The sequence below is a fragment of the Pseudomonas sp. HOU2 genome (assembly GCF_040729435.1).
Classification (GTDB): Bacteria; Pseudomonadota; Gammaproteobacteria; order Pseudomonadales; family Pseudomonadaceae; genus Aquipseudomonas.
In genome coordinates this window covers 4,586,089-4,603,089 of sequence record NZ_CP160398.1, presented here as the reverse complement: position 1 = coordinate 4,603,089, position 17,001 = coordinate 4,586,089, and the positions used below count along the sequence as shown (strand labels likewise).

Sequence of the window (17,001 nt, the reverse complement as noted above, 5' to 3'; positions counted from 1 at the left end):
GGGCCAAGCCCCCTTTTTGCTTACTGAGTCAACGCCAGGGCGTCGATTACTCAGCTGCAGCCTGAGTTTCTTCAGCTGCGAATTCAACAGTGCCGCCAGCAACATTGTTGCGACCACGGATCACTGCGTCAGCCATCGAACCCATGTACAGCTGGATAGCGCGGATTGCGTCATCGTTGCCTGGGATGATGTAGTCAACGCCTTCCGGGCTGCTGTTGGTATCGACAACGCCGATGACCGGGATGCCCAGCTTGTTGGCTTCGGTGATCGCGATGCGCTCGTGGTCAACGTCGATCACGAACAGTGCGTCTGGCAGACCGCCCATGTCCTTGATGCCGCCCAGCGAACGATCCAGCTTTTCCAGGTCACGGGAGCGCATCAGCGCTTCTTTCTTGGTCAGCTTGGCGAAAGTACCGTCTTCGGCTTGAACTTCAAGGTCACGCAGACGCTTGATGGAAGCACGAATGGTTTTGAAGTTGGTCAGCATGCCGCCCAACCAGCGGTGATCGACGTACGGCGAACCGCAACGTGCTGCTTCTTCAGCAACGATCTTGCCAGCGGAACGCTTGGTGCCGACGAACAGAATCTTGTTTTTGCCCTGGGCCAGACGCTCTACGAAAGTCAGAGCTTCGTTGAACATTGGCAGGGTTTTTTCAAGGTTGATGATGTGAATCTTGTTACGCGCGCCGAAAATGTACTTGCCCATTTTCGGATTCCAGTAACGGGTTTGGTGACCGAAGTGCACACCGGCCTTCAGCATATCGCGCATGTTGACTTGGGACATGATAGTTCCTTAATAAGTCGGGTTTGGCCTCCACGTATCCCAATGACCAACCAGTGGCATAAAGCCAAAGGCACCCAGGTCATCGTGTCGACACGTGTGTGGATTTAAGCTTTTCGGGGTATCCCCGGAAAGCGGCGCATTTTATACCACAGGGTGCGCAGAAACGGAACCCGGAATCTGTAATCGCACCAGGGACATGGGCGCAGCCCCCTTGGAATCGCCTCAAGGCCCACCATTGTATAGAGAGAGACGATGCATGCAGGCGCGGATTTGCGCCTTTCGTCTGTTAGAATCGGGTTTTTCAGGGTCGCAAATCGCACACCTGCCACCCTCGTCCGTATCAGCAAGCGCCGCCGAGCGCAGAGAGAGCCTGTATGACCGTCAACCTCAAAACCCCCGAGGACATCGCTGGCATGCGTGTCGCCGGCAAACTGGCCGCCGATGTGCTGGAAATGATTGCCGAACACGTCAAACCGGGCGTGACCACCGATCAACTGAACCAGATCTGCCACGACTACATCGTCAACGTGCAGCAGGCCATCCCTGCCCCGCTCAACTACAAGGGCTACCCGAAGTCGATCTGCACCTCGATCAACCACGTGGTCTGCCACGGCATTCCGAATGACAAGCCACTGAAGAATGGCGACACCCTGAACATCGACGTCACCGTGATCAAGGACGGCTACCACGGCGACACCAGCCGCATGTTCCACGTCGGCGAAGTGCCGGTCTGGGCCGAGCGCCTGTCGCAGGTCACCCAGGAATGCATGTACAAGGCGATCGAAATCGTCAAGCCTGGCTGCCGCCTCGGCGACATCGGTGAAATCATCCAGAAGCACGCGGAAAAGAACGGCTTCTCGGTGGTTCGCGAATTCTGCGGCCACGGCATCGGCAAGGTGTTCCACGAAGAGCCACAGATCCTGCATTACGGCCGTGCCGGCACCGGCATGGAACTGAAGGCCGGCATGACCTTCACCATCGAGCCGATGATCAACCAGGGCAAGGCCGACACCAAGGTACTGGGCGACGGCTGGACCGCGATCACCAAGGACCGCAAGCTCTCGGCGCAGTGGGAACACACCCTGCTGGTGACCGACACCGGCTACGAGATCTTCACCCTGCGCGCCGACGACACCATCCCGCGCGTCTCGGCCTGATCCCAAGAACGCTCCCAGCCTTATAGAAGGAAAGCCAATCGATGCCGCAGGTGGATCCCGAACTCTTCGACCGCGGCCAGTTCCAGGCTGAACTGGCCCTGAAAGCGAGTCCCATCGCGGCGTTCAAGAAGGCGATCCGCCAGGCTCGCGAGGTCCTCGACACGCGCTTTCGCAGTGGCCGCGACATCCGCCGGCTGATCGAAGACCGGGCGTGGTTCGTCGACAACATCCTGCAAAAGGCCTGGGAGCAGTTCAACTGGAGCGAAGACGCCGATATCGCGCTGGTCGCGGTCGGCGGCTACGGCCGGGGTGAGTTGCACCCCTATTCCGACATCGACCTGCTGATCCTGCTCGACAGCGCCGATCACGAAGTCTTCCGCGATTCCATCGAGCGTTTTCTGACGCTGCTGTGGGATATCGGCCTGGAAGTCGGTCAGAGCGTGCGCTCGGTCGACGAATGCGCCGAAGAGGCCCGCGCCGACCTGACCGTGGTCACCAACCTGATGGAAAGCCGCACCATCTGCGGCCCCGAGCGTCTGCGCCAGCGCATGCTCGATGTCACCAGCACGGCCCACATGTGGCCGGCCAAGGAGTTTTTCCTGGCCAAGCGCGCCGAGCAAAAGGCCCGTCACCACAAGTACAACGACACCGAATACAACCTGGAACCCAACGTCAAAGGCTCGCCCGGCGGCCTGCGGGATATTCAGACGATTCTGTGGGTGGCCCGGCGTCAGTACGGCACCCTGAACCTGCGCGCTCTGGCCGGCGAAGGTTTCCTGGTCGAGAGCGAAAACGCCCTGTTGGCGTCCTCCCAGGAATTCCTCTGGAAAGTGCGTTACGCCCTGCACATGCTCGCCGGGCGCTCCGAAGACCGCCTGTTGTTCGATCATCAACGGACCATCGCCGGCCTGCTCGGTTTTGAAGGCGACGACGCCAAACAGGCGGTCGAAAACTTCATGCAGCAGTACTTCCGCGTGGTGATGAGCATCGCCCAGCTCAGCGACCTGATCATCCAGCATTTCGAGGAAGTCATCCTCGCCCCGGAAGACGAAGCGCCGCCGCAGCCAATCAATTCGCGCTTCCAGTTGCACGACGGCTACATCGAAGCGCGCAACGACAACGTGTTCCGCCGCACGCCGTTCGCCATGCTCGAGATCTTCGTGCTGATGGCCCAGCAGCCGGAAATCAAAGGCGTGCGCGCCGACACCATTCGTCTGCTGCGCGAAAACCGGCACCTGATCGACGACAATTTCCGCAACGATATCCGCAACACCAGCCTGTTCATCGAGCTGTTCAAATGCAAGATCGGCATCCACCGCAACCTGCGGCGGATGAACCGCTACGGCATCCTCGGGCGCTACCTGCCGGAGTTCGGTTTCATCGTCGGGCAGATGCAGCATGACCTGTTCCACATCTATACGGTCGATGCGCACACGCTGAACCTGATCAAACACCTGCGTAAGTTGCAGTACACCCAGGTGTCGGAAAAATTCCCGTTGGCCGCCAAGCTCATGGCCAAACTGCCCAAGCCCGAACTGATCTACATGGCCGGTCTGTACCACGACATCGGCAAAGGCCGGCATGGCGATCACTCGGACATCGGCGCGGTCGATGCCGAAGCGTTCTGCCAACGCCATCAGTTGCCGCTGTGGGACAGCCGCCTGATCGTCTGGCTGGTGCAGAACCATCTGGTGATGTCGACCACCGCGCAGCGCAAGGATCTCTCCGATCCCCAGGTGATCCACGACTTCGCGCAAATCGTCAGCGACGAAACCCGTCTGGACTACCTGTACGTGCTGACCGTGGCCGACATCAACGCGACCAACCCGACCCTGTGGAACTCATGGCGCGCCAGCCTGTTGCGCCAGCTCTACACCGAGACCAAGCGTGCCCTGCGCCGAGGCCTGGAAAACCCGGTCGATCGCGAAGAGCAGATTCGCCAGACCCAGAGCGCGGCACTGGACATCCTGGTGCGCGGCGGTACCGACCCGGATGACGTCGAGCAGTTGTGGGCACAGTTGGGTGATGACTATTTCCTGCGTCACACCGCCGGCGATGTGGCTTGGCACAGTGACGCGATCCTGCAGCAGCCGGCCGATGGCGGCCCGCTGGTGCTGATCAAGGAAACCACCCAGCGCGAGTTCGAGGGTGGCACGCAGATCTTCATTTATGCCCCCGACCAGCACGACTTTTTCGCGGTGACTGTGGCCGCGATGGACCAGCTCAACCTGAACATTCACGACGCCCGGGTCATCACCTCGAGCAGCCAGTTCACCCTCGATACCTACATCGTGCTCGACAACGACGGTGAATCCATCGGTGACAACCCGACCCGGATCAAACAGATCCGCGACGGCCTGACCGAAGCCCTGCGCAACCCTGACGACTACCCGACGATCATCCAGCGCCGGGTGCCGCGCCAGCTCAAGCACTTCGCCTTTGCGCCGCAGGTGACGATCCACAACGACGCCCAGCGTCCGGTGACGGTGCTGGAACTGACGGCACCGGATCGCCCGGGTTTGCTGGCACGCATCGGCGGGATCTTCCTCGAATTCGACCTGTCGCTGCAGAACGCCAAGATTGCGACCTTGGGCGAACGGGTGGAAGACGTGTTCTTCATCACCGACGCCCACAACCAGCCGCTCTCCGACCCGCTGCTGTGCAGCCGCCTGCAGGATGCAATCGTCGAGCAACTGAGCGTCAATCAGGAACCGGATATCAAGCTTTCGCGCATCAGTATTTGAATTAACAAACTATCCCTGTGGAGGCAGATATAGCTGCCCGGGGCTTTTGTGGTGAGGGGATTTATCCCCGATGGGTTGCGAAGCGGTCCCAAAAACCTGCAATCGCGGTGTATCCGCTACACCGCACGCGATGGTTTTGCGACTGCTGCGCAGCCGATCGGGGATAAATCCCCTCGCCACGGAGTTCTCTCCACATTGAACGAGGCCCCCATGAACAACGCTCTGAACCAGCTCCAGCCCTACCCGTTCGAAAAGCTCCGTGCCTTGCTTGGCACTGTGACCCCGAACCCGGACAAACGCCCGATCGCCCTGTCGATCGGCGAGCCGAAACACCGCTCGCCAAGCTTTGTCGCCGAAGCGCTGGCGAACAATCTGGATCAAATGGCGGTGTATCCGACCACCCTCGGCATCCCGGCCCTGCGCGAAGCCATCGCCGGCTGGTGTGAACGTCGCTTCGGCGTGCCGAGCGGCTGGATTGATCCGGCGCGCAATGTGCTGCCGGTCAACGGTACCCGCGAAGCGCTGTTCGCCTTCACCCAGACCGTGGTCAATCGGGGTGACGATGCGCTGGTAGTCAGCCCGAACCCGTTCTATCAGATCTACGAAGGTGCAGCGTTCCTCGCCGGGGCCAAGCCGCACTACCTGCCGTGCCTGGACGAAAACGGCTTCAACCCGGATTTCGACGCCGTGACTCCAGAGATCTGGAAACGCTGCCAGATCCTGTTTCTGTGCTCGCCAGGCAACCCGACGGGCGCACTGATCCCGGTCGATGTACTGAAAAAACTCATCGCTCTGGCCGACGAATACGACTTCGTGATCGCCGCCGACGAGTGCTACAGCGAACTGTACTTCGACGAACAGACCCCGCCGCCGGGCCTGCTCAGCGCCTGCGTCGAGCTGGGCCGCAAGGACTTCAAGCGTTGCGTGGTGTTCCACAGCCTGTCCAAACGTTCGAACCTGCCGGGTCTGCGCTCCGGTTTCGTCGCGGGCGACGCCGACGTTCTCAAGGGCTTCCTGCTGTACCGCACTTACCATGGCTGCGCGATGCCAGTGCAAACCCAACTGGCCAGCGTCGCCGCCTGGAATGACGAAGTGCACGTTCGCGCCAACCGCGCGCTGTATCGCGAGAAGTTCGACGCCGTTCTGGCGATCCTCAGCCCGGTGATGGACGTGCAGCGTCCGGACGGCAGCTTCTACCTGTGGCCGAACGTGGCCGGTGACGATGCCGCATTCTGTCGCGACTTGTTCGAACAGGAACACGTGACCGTGGTGCCAGGCTCGTATCTGTCGCGCGAAGCAGACGGTGTCAATCCAGGCGCAGGCCGAGTGCGGATGGCGCTGGTTGCACCGTTGGCTGAATGTGTTGAAGCAGCAGAACGGATTCGCGACTTCATTACCCGCCAACACTAACTTTCTAATATCCGTGCCAGTGATCTGGCACGGACACATCCCCAAGTTACATTTAAAACCACTTTACGACTATTCCAGACACTGCCCAAAGCTTAATCTTGCGCAGTGTTCTTTTGCATGCGCAAAAAACAACTAAAACAAATCAAGGAAGAAAACAAAAATATGGATAGTTTTCAATACTGCACACTTCAGGAGCCGCCTAAAGAGGCAAAAGCCAAGAGTCTCGGAAACAGCCGAAAAAAACGTGCTTTAGTGCACTACTCCAAAACCTGGCCAAGCCGATCCACCCTGAAAATAGCGTTCATGGACAATCCAACTCCGGAACACAAAAAGAAAATCATTGCCGCCGCCGAACGCTGGCTTCCTTATATCAGTTTGAAATTTGAGTTCGTCGAGGGCGCAGAGGGTCACATCCGAATTTCCACAGAGGGCGTTGGGAACAGTTCATTTCTGGGCACCGACGCACTGGAGATGTTTCCTGACACGCCAACCATGTGGCTTGGCATCGACCCCGAACACGAAGACTTCGAGACCGTCGTCACGCATGAGTTTGGCCACGCACTGGGCGCAATGCACGAACACCAGCACCCCAAGGCGCAAATCCCCTGGAACAAAGAAAATGTTTACAACTACTACCAGAACAGACCGTTACATCCTTTGTCGCCAGGCCAAGTTGACGACAACATATTCACCCCTTTTAACGATGCCGACGCACTTTATTTACCGTACGATCGAAAATCCATCATGCACCATCCGATTTCCAACAACTTGACACTTGGCAATTGGGCAAACCCGATAAACCGTGAAATCAGTGAGAAAGACAAAGAGCTCATGCGCTTGATTTACCCACGTTGAATCAGGACTTTCCGTGCCAGTGCTGCTGGCACGGTAATCCGCCATAAAAACCTTACACAATCAATTTACCTACTCAAGCTCTGCTACTAACTCCCCACTCAAATGACTTGTCGAAAATAACAAACAACTCGAAAAGTCAAATTTCAAAATTGAAAACATGGATGTTCAATTATGTACCTGACACGGCTTCAGCCAAGCAAAAAACCCGAACACACACTTGACTGCCGCAACATCAAGTGCACGCGGGAGATTCAATAAAATGTGGGCCAAGAACAATCCGGCAAAATTCTGGACGCCTGGCAGCACACTGCGCATCGCCTTCCTCAACGGCACGCAGGCATTCAAGGATGCGGCCATCGCCGCTGCCAGCAACTGGTTGCCGCACATCAACCTGAGGTTCGATTTCGTCGAGGGTGAAGCAGGCGACATCCGCATACTCAGTGAAGAAGGAACGTTTTCCTCTCGGATAGGTACGGATGCCCTGTTATATCCCGATGAGCCGACCATGAAACTCTGGCCGCATCCGAGCCTGCCACGTTACTTTGCCGCCAATGTCATGCATGAGTTCGGTCATATGCTGGGCGCGGAGCATGAGCAGACCAATCCCGTGGCAGATATTCCCTGGGACAAACCAGCCATCTACGCGCTGCATGGCATCACCGAAAATCCGGAAGATGATGACGCTCAAGGCAGAGAGACGCGTAAAAGACTGCACCAATGGTATCTGGATCGTGCAGATCCCAGCGCGAGCATTTATTCGGAGTACGACCGAAAATCGATCATGCACTACGTCATTTATCAGTCCTGGACACAAGGCGACTTCCAGAACCTTTTAAATTTCAGTTTGAGCGACAAGGATAAAGCCTTCATGGCGAACGCTTATCCCTATCCGGCAGCAACAAGTCAGTAAGATCATCCGACAGCGAACAGCTATTTGACCTGTCCCAGATTCGCTTCGCTTAAATCCAGGTCTGCCAATACTTCGCGCAACACGTCATCCCCGATCTGGTGCTGACGGCTGAGACTATAGAGCTCAAGGCGCTGCGCACGCAGCGCCTTGAGCCGCAGACGGCGTTCGAGCAGGTCCATCTGGAACGCCAGCGCCTGCGCCTCTGCAGAATCGTTGAACACCTCGAGTTGATGGCGATACTCGGACATGATCCGTGCCTTGAGTTCCGCCGAGAGCGCGGCTTGGGCGGCATCCTGCGGCGCGACCTCTTCGGTTTCCAGCGCATGGATCGCCGCCTCGGCGGTCTTGCGCCAGGCATCGCGCACTTCCTGACGACGCTTGTCGTCCGGGCTTTTCTCGATGCCGCGCAGCAGCAACGGCAAGGCGATGCAGGCACAAATCAGCGACAACAGAATCACCCCGGCGGCGATGAAGATCAGCAGATCACGCTCGGGGAACGCCTCGCTGCCCATCAACATCGGCACCGACATCACACCGGCCAGCGTCACCGCCCCGCGCACCCCGCCAACGGTCAACAGCCAGCAGGATCGCGCGGTTGGCACTTGCGTCAGGTCGCCCTTGCCGCGCAAACGGCGCAACAGCACTGACAAGCGCCAGATGCTTTGCACCCAGACAAAGCGCAACAGCACCAATGCGAGGAAAATCGCCACCACGTCGAGGCCGCGATAGAGCAGCGTCGGCCACAGCGTGGGTTCGTGACTGACCACGGCTTTGATGATGTCCGGCAGTTGCAGGCCCAGCAGCAGAAAAATCAAACCGTTGAAGGCAAATTCGAGCAATGACCAGACGCTGCGATTGAGCAGCCGGGTGCTGGTCTGCCGCGGCAGCAGATCGAGCCAGCTCTGCATCATCCCCGCCGCGACAGCCGAAAGAATGCCCGAGGCACCCAGTCGCTCGGCCAATACATAGGCGGCGAACGGCAGCAGCAACATGAACACCACGTGGGTGGCCGGATCGTCCCAGCCCCGGGCGATCATCCACGCGCGCAAGCGCCCGACCAGCCAGCTCAGCGCGACGCCGACGGCCAAGCCCCCGACCGCCACCAGCACGAACGTCAGGCTGGCATTGGCCAGCGAGAACACCCCGGTCACCGCCGCCACCAAGGCAAACTTGAACGTCACCAGACCCGACGCATCGTTCATCAGCGCCTCGCCTTGCAGGATGTGCATCAGCGGCGTCGGCAAGCGGTTCTGCGAGATCGCCGAGACCGCCACGGCGTCGGTCGGCGACAGCACGGCGGCCAGCGCGAAGGCCACCGGCAGCGGAATGCTCGGCAGCAGCCAGTGAATGAAGTACCCGGCGCCGACCACGGTGAACAGCACCAGGCCGACCGCCAGCGTCAGGATCGGCCCGCGCAGGTGCCAGAACTCGCGCTTGGGCATGCGCCAGCCGTCGGAAAACAGCAGTGGCGGCAGGAACAGAAACAGGAACAGTTCGGGGTCCAGCGCTACGTGCAGGCCCAATGTCGGCCAGGCCAGCAAGGCGCCGGCGGCGATTTGCACGAGAGGCAGCGGCAGCGGGATGACCCGTCCTACCAGACGCGAGACGCTGACCAGCATCAGCAGGATCAGGACGGTGTAAGCGGTTTGCATAAAGCGGAAATCTCAGACAATCGACAGCGTTGAACTGCCATATTAGCCGCTTAGCATGCGTCTGGCGTTTGCACCTATGTCGCACGCCCGCAACGCCATTCCAATGTGGGAGCGAGCTTGCTCGCGAATACGGTTTGTCATTAACAGAGATTTTGACTGACACGGCCCCTTCGCGAGCAAGCTCGCTCCCACAGGGTTTTGCATTGCCAAATGAAGCCGGGCGCCGCGAAACGCTTTGGTCATGGCATAATCCGACACCATTTTTTTCCAGCACCTGTAAAGGGGGCGATTCCTTGACCGTTTCAAGTAAAACGTTGCACCTTTTCGGCATCAAAGCCTGCGACACCATGAAGAAGGCGCGCACCTGGCTCGATGAACACGCTGTCAGCTACGACTTCCACGACTACAAAACCGCCGGTATCGACCGTGAGCACCTGACCCAATGGTGTGACGAGCACGGCTGGCAAACGGTGTTGAACCGTGCAGGCACGACCTTTCGCAAACTCGACGACGAACGTAAAGCCGATCTCGACCAGTCGAAAGCCATCGAACTGATGCTCACTCAACCCTCGATGATCAAGCGCCCAGTGCTCGATCTCGGTGACCGAACCCTGATTGGCTTCAAGCCAGACATCTACGCGGCCGCACTCAAGTAAGCAGCCCGTCACTTATTGCTAGAGGTATTCACATGTCCAACTCTCTGTTCAGCATCGCCTTTGGTGTCGGCACTCAGAACCGTCAAGGCGCGTGGCTGGAAGTGTTCTACGCCCAGCCACTGCTCAACCCGTCGGCCGAACTGGTCGCCGCCGTTGCGCCGATCCTCGGCTACACCGAAGGCAACCAGGCCATCACCTTCACCACCGCGCAGGCTGCGCAACTGGCTGAAGCGGTCAAAGGCATCGACGCCGTTCAAGGCAAACTGCTGACCCGTCTGGCCGAGAGCCACAAGCCGCTGGTCGCCACCCTGCTGGCCGAAGACGCACAGCTGACCTCGACGCCAGAGGCGTACCTCAAGCTGCACCTGCTGTCCCATCGTCTGGTCAAGCCGCACGGCGTTAGCCTGGCCGGGATCTTCCCGCTGCTGCCGAACGTGGCCTGGACCAGCCAGGGCGCGATCGACCTGAGCGAACTGGCCGAACTGCAACTGGAAGCGCGTCTGCGTGGCGAGCTGCTGGAAGTGTTCTCGGTGGACAAGTTCCCGAAAATGACCGACTACGTGGTACCGGCCGGTGTGCGTATCGCTGACGCGGCACGTCTGCGTCTGGGTGCGTACGTGGGCGAAGGCACCACCGTGATGCACGAAGGTTTCATCAACTTCAACGCCGGCACCGAAGGCCCGGGGATGATCGAAGGCCGCGTTTCCGCTGGCGTATTCGTCGGCAAGGGTTCGGACCTGGGCGGCGGTTGCTCGACCATGGGCACCCTGTCGGGTGGCGGCAACATCGTGATCAAGGTCGGCGAAGGCTGCCTGATCGGCGCCAACGCCGGCATCGGTATCCCGTTGGGCGACCGCAACACCGTCGAGTCGGGCCTGTACGTGACCGCCGGCACCAAAGTCGCGCTGCTCGACGAGCACAACAACCTGGTCAAGGTTGTGAAGGCGCGTGAGCTGGCCGGTCAGACCGACCTGCTGTTCCGTCGCAACTCGGAAACCGGTGCCGTGGAGTGCAAGACCCACAAATCGGCGATCGAGCTGAACGAAGCGCTGCACGCTCACAACTAAGCGTTTAGACGACCCATTGTAGGAGTGAGCCTGCTCGCGATGCTTTTGGCGTCCTTGCGGACGCTATCGCGAGCAGGCTCACTCCTACAAGTCTGGCGTACACCCCGCCCAAGTTCACAGGGCTGAACAGATGATGATTCCCTCCCCGTGGCGCGCCGACTTTCCGGCCATCGCCGCCCTGCAACGGCAAGACCAGACCTATCTGGACAACGCCGCCACCACGCAAAAACCCCAGGCCCTGCTCGACGCACTGACGCATTACTACGCCAACGGCGCGGCCAATGTGCATCGTGCGCAGCATCTGCCCGGCGCCCACGCGACGCAGGCGTTCGAAGACAGTCGGCTCAAGGTTGCCCAGTGGCTGAATGCCGGTGACAGCGGGCAGATCATCTTCACCCATGGCGCCACCAGTGCGCTGAATCTCCTGGCCTATGGCCTGGAACATCTTTTCCACCCGGGCGATGAAATTGTCATCAGCGCCCTGGAGCATCACGCCAACTTGCTGCCGTGGCAGCAACTGGCACAGCGTCGCGAGCTGAAACTGGTGATCCTGCCGCTGGACGCCGACGGCGTGATCGACCTCGGTGCGGCTGTGCGTCTGATCACCCCGCGCACTCGCTTGCTGGCGGTCAGTCAGCTGTCCAACGTGCTCGGTGCCTGGCAACCGTTGCCGGCGCTGTTGGCGATGGCCAAGGCGCACAACGCGCTGAGCGTGGTCGATGGCGCCCAAGGTGTGGTGCACGGTCGCCACGACGTGCAGGCGCTGGGTTGCGACTTCTATGTGTTTTCCAGCCACAAGCTGTACGGCCCCGATGGCCTCGGCGTGCTGTTCGGACGCAACAAGGCGCTTGAGCAACTGCAGCCGTGGCAGTTCGGCGGCGAAATGGTGCTGGAAGCCAATTATCACGATTCACGCTTCCGCCCTGCCCCGCTGGGTTTCGAGGCGGGTACGCCGCCGATTGCCAGCGTGATCGGCCTCGGCGCGACCCTCGACTATCTGGCCGGGCTGGATCAGGACGCGGTGTCGGCCCACGAAGCGTCGCTGCACGCCTACCTGCTGCAAGGCCTGGCCGCGCGCAACGGCATTCGCCTGCTGGGCAAGCCGCAACTGGCGCTGGCGAGTTTTGTTGTCGAAGGTGTGCACAACGCCGATCTGGCGCACCTGCTGACCGAGCAAGGCATCGCCGTGCGCGCCGGGCATCATTGCGCAATGCCGTTGCTGAAAAGTTTCGAACTGGCGGGCGCGATCCGTGTGTCGCTGGCGCTGTACAACGATTCCGAGGATCTGGAGCGTTTCTTCGAAGCGCTGGATCAGGCCCTGGAGTTGTTGCGATGAGCCTGCCGCTGGCCGCCGCCGAAGCGTTGCTGACTTTTCAGAATGCCGCCGGTTGGGAACAACGGGCGCGGTTGCTGATGCAGTTTGGCGATCGTCTGCCGCCGCTGGATGACGCGGACAAATGCGAGGCCAACCGGGTGCATGGCTGTGAGAGTCAGATGTGGCTGGTGGGGGAATTGCAGGACGGCCACTGGCAGTTCAGCGCTGCCAGCGATGCGCGGATGATTCGTGGGTTGGTGGCGTTGCTGCTGTTGCGGGTCAACGGGTTGAGCGCTGCCGAGTTGCGGCAGGTGGATTTGCCCGAGTGGTTCAATCAGTTGGGACTTTCGCGGCAGTTGTCGCCTTCGCGCAGCAATGGCTTGAATGCCGTGCTCAAGCGCATGAATGAACTGGCCACCACCCTGTAGGAGCTGCCGCAGGCTGCGATCTTTTGATCTTGCTTTTTAAAAATCAGGATCAAAAGATCGCAGCCTGCGGCAGCTCCTACAAGGGAATTGTGGGAGCTGGCTTGCCAGCGATGAGGTCATCAGCCTCACAGATCAGACCTGAGGCTTGACCCGATCCGCCGGCCGCCGCACACCCGCCACAATCTTGTCCACTGCCTTGGTCGCCGCGACCATGCCGAACGTCGCCGTCACCATCATCACCGCGCCAAACCCGCCGGCGCAGTCGAGCTTCACGCCATCGCCGACAAAACTCTTCTGCAAACAGATGCTGCCGTCCGGTTTCGGATAGCGCAGCTGTTCGGTGGAAAACACGCACGGCACGCTGTAATGACGGGTCACGGTGCGCGAGAAGCCATAGTCGCGACGCAACGTCGAACGCACTTTCGAGGCCAGTGGATCGTTGAAGGTACGGTTGAGGTCGCAGACCTGAATCAGCGTCGGATCGATCTGCCCGCCAGCACCGCCGGTGGTGATGATCTGGATCTTGCGGCGTTTGCACCAGGCGATCAGTGCAGCCTTGGCGTTGACCGCGTCGATGCAGTCGATCACGCAGTCGATGTTCGGCGTGATGTACTCGGCCATGGTGTCGCGGGTGACGAAATCCGCCACCGCATGCACCGTGCAATCCGGGTTGATCCCGCGCAGACGCTCGGCCATCACCTCGACCTTGGGTTTGCCGACGGTACTGTCCAGCGCATGCAACTGACGGTTGGCGTTGCTGACGCAGACGTCGTCCAGATCGAACAGCGAAATTTCGCCCACGCCACAGCGGGCCATGGCTTCCGCCGCCCAGGAACCGACGCCACCGACGCCGACAATCGCCACATGGGCCGCACGCAGGCGCTCGAGGCCCTCGATGCCATACAAACGGGCGATGCCTGCAAACCGCGGATCTTCTGTACTCATGACCATTACCCCAAAAACCGGCGCGCATTATAGGGCCGTCGGCGGCCAAGAGCATCTTTGACGCTATGAACGGCAACCACAGCCGTTTTCACACAACCTTTGTGGCGAGGGAGCTTGCTCCCGCCGGGTCGCGAAGCGGCCCTCAAAAAGCGGCCTGCTTCGCAGTCCCAGCGGGAGCAAGCTCCCTCGCCACCGGGAATTGCTATAACTGAACAACAAAGTTTTCTCTTACAAGCTGTTACTAAAGAACTTAAATCAGGTTGGACTGCCCAACGTCGGGCATTTCCTTGTCCGGTGTACGACCAGTGAACTGCCGGTGTAGGATTCGCGCCCTTTTGGCGTAAGCCGAACCGTTCCTTCGTTCCACAGCCTTTGGAACCCGAAATAGCTATGTCATCGCGTAAATTTGGTCTCAACCTGGTGGTGGTTCTGGCAATCGCCGCCCTGTTCACCGGTTTCTGGGCGCTGATCAACCGCCCGGTCTCCGCGCCCAACTGGCCGGAGCAGATCTCCGGTTTCTCCTATTCGCCATTTCAGCAGGGACAATTCCCACAGAGGGATCAGTATCCGACTGACGATGAAATGCGTCGCGACCTGGAGATCATGAGCAAGCTGACGGACAACATCCGCATCTACTCGGTCGACGGTTCGCTGCAGGACATCCCGAAGCTGGCGGAAGAGTTCGGTCTGCGCGTGACCCTCGGGATCTGGATCAGCCCCGATCAGGAACGCAACGAGCGCGAGATCGCGAAAGCCATCGAACTGGCGAACTCTTCGCGCAGTGTTGTTCGCGTGGTGGTTGGTAACGAAGCATTGTTTCGAGAGGAGATCACTCCCGAGGCACTGATCGTCCTGCTGGATCGTGTTCGCGCAGCGGTGAAAGTACCGGTCACGACCTCGGAACAGTGGCATATCTGGGAAAAATACCCGCAACTGGCCAAGCACGTCGACCTGATCGCCGCGCACGTGCTGCCGTACTGGGAATTCATTCCGGTGGACAAGGCCGGGCAGTTTGTTTTCGACCGCGCCCGCGACCTGAAAAAGCTGTTCCCGAAAAAACCGTTGCTGCTGTCCGAAGTCGGCTGGCCGAGCAACGGTCGCATGCGTGGTGGCGCCGATGCGTCGCCGGCGGATCAGGCGATCTACCTGCGCACGCTGGTCAACAAGCTTAACCGTCAGGGCTTCAACTATTTCGTGATCGAAGCCTTCGACCAGCCGTGGAAGGCCAGTGACGAAGGTTCAGTGGGCGCCTACTGGGGCGTGTTCAATGCCGCACGCCAGCAGAAATTCAACTTCGAAGGTCCGGTCGTCGCCATCCCGCAATGGCGCGTGCTGGCCATCGGTTCGGTGGTGCTGGCGCTGCTGTCGCTGACCCTGCTGATGATCGACGGCTCGGCCCTGCGCCAGCGTGGCCGTACCTTCCTGACCTTTATCGCGTTCCTTTGCGGCTCGGTGCTGGTGTGGATCGGCTATGACTACAGCCAGCAATACAGCACGTGGTTCAGCCTGACGGTGGGTTTCCTGCTGGCGCTCGGTGCGCTCGGGGTGTTCATCGTGCTGCTGACCGAGGCCCACGAACTGGCCGAAGCGGTGTGGATTCACAAGCGTCGGCGTGAATTCCTGCCGGTGGTGGGCGACTCCAGCTATCGCCCGAAAGTGTCGATTCACGTGCCCTGCTACAACGAACCGCCGGACATGGTCAAACAGACCCTCGACGCCCTGGCCGCTCTCGATTACCCGGACTATGAAGTCCTGATCATCGACAACAACACCAAGGACCCGGCCGTGTGGGAGCCGGTGCGTGACTACTGCGCAACCCTCGGCCCGCGTTTCAAGTTCTTCCACGTATCGCCCCTGGCCGGGTTCAAGGGCGGCGCGCTGAACTACCTGATTCCGCACACCGCCAAGGACGCCGAAGTCATCGCGGTGATCGACTCCGACTACTGCGTGCACCCGAACTGGCTCAAGCACATGGTGCCGCACTTCGCCGATCCGAAAATCGCCGTGGTGCAGTCGCCGCAGGATTATCGCGACCAGAACGAAAGCACCTTCAAGAAGCTCTGCTACGCCGAGTACAAAGGCTTCTTCCACATCGGCATGGTCACCCGCAACGACCGTGACGCGATCATCCAGCACGGCACCATGACCATGACCCGCCGTTCGGTTCTGGAAGAACTGGGCTGGGCCGACTGGTGCATCTGTGAAGACGCCGAGCTCGGCCTGCGCGTGTTCGAAAAAGGCCTGTCGGCGGCGTATTACCACGACAGCTACGGCAAGGGCCTGATGCCGGACACCTTCATCGACTTCAAGAAGCAGCGTTTCCGCTGGGCCTACGGCGCAATCCAGATCATCAAGCGCCACACCCGCAGCCTGCTGCGCGGCAAGGACACCGAGCTGACCCGTGGCCAGCGTTACCACTTCCTCGCCGGCTGGCTGCCGTGGGTCGCGGACGGCATGAACATCTTCTTCACCGTCGGCGCCCTGCTGTGGTCGGCGGCGATGATCATCGTGCCGCAACGGGTCGATCCGCCGCTGCTGATTTTCGCCATCCCGCCATTGGCGCTGTTCGTGTTCAAGGTCGGCAAGATCATCTTCCTCTACCGTCGCGCCGTCGGCGTGAACCTCAAGGATGCGTTCTGCGCGGCACTGGCCGGACTGGCGTTGTCGCACACCATCGCCAAAGCGGTGCTGTACGGTTTCTTCACCAGCAGCATTCCGTTCTTCCGCACACCGAAAAACGCTGACAACCACGGCTTCTGGGTAGCGATTTCCGAAGCACGCGAAGAGCTGTTCATCATGCTGCTGTTGTGGGGCGCGGCGCTGGGGATCTACCTGGTGCAGGGCATTCCGAGCAATGACATGCGTTTCTGGGTGGTCATGCTGCTGGTGCAGTCGCTGCCGTACGTCGCGGCGCTGATCATGGCGTTCTTGTCGTCGTTGCCAAAACCGGCCGCTGCGCCTGAGCCGGCGCCTGTCGTCTAATTCCTCGACGATGCACTAAACGGCGGCCAATGGTCGCCGTTTTGCTTTAAGATAACCGCCATTTTGCGGGGCTTGGCGTGATACGCGGTGTAACCG

At 59.9% G+C, this 17,001-nt stretch carries 12 protein-coding genes and 1 pseudogene; 10 read left to right on the top strand and 3 right to left on the bottom strand.

Features of this window, described 5'->3' with window-relative positions:
* Positions 1 to 46: 46 nt before the first annotated feature.
* Positions 47 to 784, bottom strand: coding sequence for a 30S ribosomal protein S2 (rpsB, locus tag ABV589_RS20700; protein ID WP_003222119.1), 738 nt, complete (start codon positions 782 to 784; stop codon positions 47 to 49).
* Positions 785 to 1,104: 320 nt separating this feature from the next.
* Between rpsB and map the strand changes: the two are divergent.
* The 5 genes and pseudogenes from map to ABV589_RS20675 all read left to right on the top strand — a co-directional run.
* Positions 1,105 to 1,941: pseudogene (gene map, locus ABV589_RS20695) on the top strand (type I methionyl aminopeptidase); the annotation flags it as partial.
* A gap of 41 nt (positions 1,942 to 1,982) precedes the next feature.
* Positions 1,983 to 4,685 (top strand): [protein-PII] uridylyltransferase, encoded by a 2,703-nt coding sequence (locus tag ABV589_RS20690; RefSeq protein ID WP_007964269.1) that lies wholly within the window; start codon positions 1,983 to 1,985, stop codon positions 4,683 to 4,685.
* Between the two features lie 210 nt (positions 4,686 to 4,895).
* On the top strand, positions 4,896 to 6,095 hold the full coding sequence (gene dapC, locus ABV589_RS20685; RefSeq protein WP_367083349.1) for a succinyldiaminopimelate transaminase: 1,200 nt from the start codon (positions 4,896 to 4,898) through the stop codon (positions 6,093 to 6,095).
* A gap of 117 nt (positions 6,096 to 6,212) precedes the next feature.
* Positions 6,213 to 6,950: a M12 family metallopeptidase gene (locus tag ABV589_RS20680; RefSeq protein WP_367083347.1), complete on the top strand. Its 738-nt coding sequence runs from the start codon at positions 6,213 to 6,215 to the stop codon at positions 6,948 to 6,950.
* Positions 6,951 to 7,209: 259 nt separating this feature from the next.
* Complete coding sequence (locus tag ABV589_RS20675; RefSeq protein WP_367083345.1) at positions 7,210 to 7,860, top strand: hypothetical protein; 651 nt, start codon at positions 7,210 to 7,212, stop codon at positions 7,858 to 7,860.
* Positions 7,861 to 7,880: 20 nt separating this feature from the next.
* Here the strand turns inward: ABV589_RS20675 and ABV589_RS20670 are convergent, their stop codons facing one another.
* Complete coding sequence (locus ABV589_RS20670) at positions 7,881 to 9,512, bottom strand: Na+/H+ antiporter (RefSeq protein WP_367083343.1); 1,632 nt, start codon at positions 9,510 to 9,512, stop codon at positions 7,881 to 7,883.
* A 347-nt stretch (positions 9,513 to 9,859) separates the two neighbouring features.
* Between ABV589_RS20670 and ABV589_RS20665 the strand changes: the two genes are divergently transcribed.
* The 4 genes from ABV589_RS20665 to ABV589_RS20650 all read left to right on the top strand — a co-directional run bounded on the left by ABV589_RS20665 (position 9,860) and on the right by ABV589_RS20650 (position 12,978).
* Entirely contained in the window at positions 9,860 to 10,168 is a 309-nt protein-coding gene (locus tag ABV589_RS20665; RefSeq protein WP_367086223.1) for an arsenate reductase, read from the top strand.
* A gap of 32 nt (positions 10,169 to 10,200) precedes the next feature.
* Positions 10,201 to 11,235 carry a 2,3,4,5-tetrahydropyridine-2,6-dicarboxylate N-succinyltransferase gene (gene dapD, locus ABV589_RS20660; protein WP_007954762.1) on the top strand — a complete coding sequence of 345 codons (1,035 nt, stop codon included), beginning with the start codon at positions 10,201 to 10,203 and terminating at the stop codon, positions 11,233 to 11,235.
* Between the two features lie 130 nt (positions 11,236 to 11,365).
* Positions 11,366 to 12,571, top strand: coding sequence for a cysteine desulfurase (locus ABV589_RS20655; RefSeq protein ID WP_367083341.1), 1,206 nt, complete (start codon positions 11,366 to 11,368; stop codon positions 12,569 to 12,571).
* Positions 12,568 to 12,978 carry a SufE family protein gene (locus ABV589_RS20650; protein WP_367083339.1) on the top strand — a complete coding sequence of 137 codons (411 nt, stop codon included), beginning with the start codon at positions 12,568 to 12,570 and terminating at the stop codon, positions 12,976 to 12,978. Before ABV589_RS20655 ends, ABV589_RS20650 begins: the two co-directional genes overlap by 4 nt.
* A 132-nt stretch (positions 12,979 to 13,110) precedes the next feature.
* On the opposite strand, the gene tcdA is transcribed toward ABV589_RS20650, so the two are convergent.
* Positions 13,111 to 13,929, bottom strand: a complete 819-nt coding sequence (tcdA, locus tag ABV589_RS20645; RefSeq protein WP_003222099.1) for a tRNA cyclic N6-threonylcarbamoyladenosine(37) synthase TcdA — start codon at positions 13,927 to 13,929, stop codon at positions 13,111 to 13,113.
* 384 nt (positions 13,930 to 14,313) lie between these two features.
* On the opposite strand from tcdA, the gene ABV589_RS20640 reads away from it, so the two are divergent.
* Entirely contained in the window at positions 14,314 to 16,905 is a 2,592-nt protein-coding gene (locus ABV589_RS20640; protein WP_367083337.1) for a glycosyltransferase, read from the top strand.
* Positions 16,906 to 17,001: the final 96 nt, after the last annotated feature.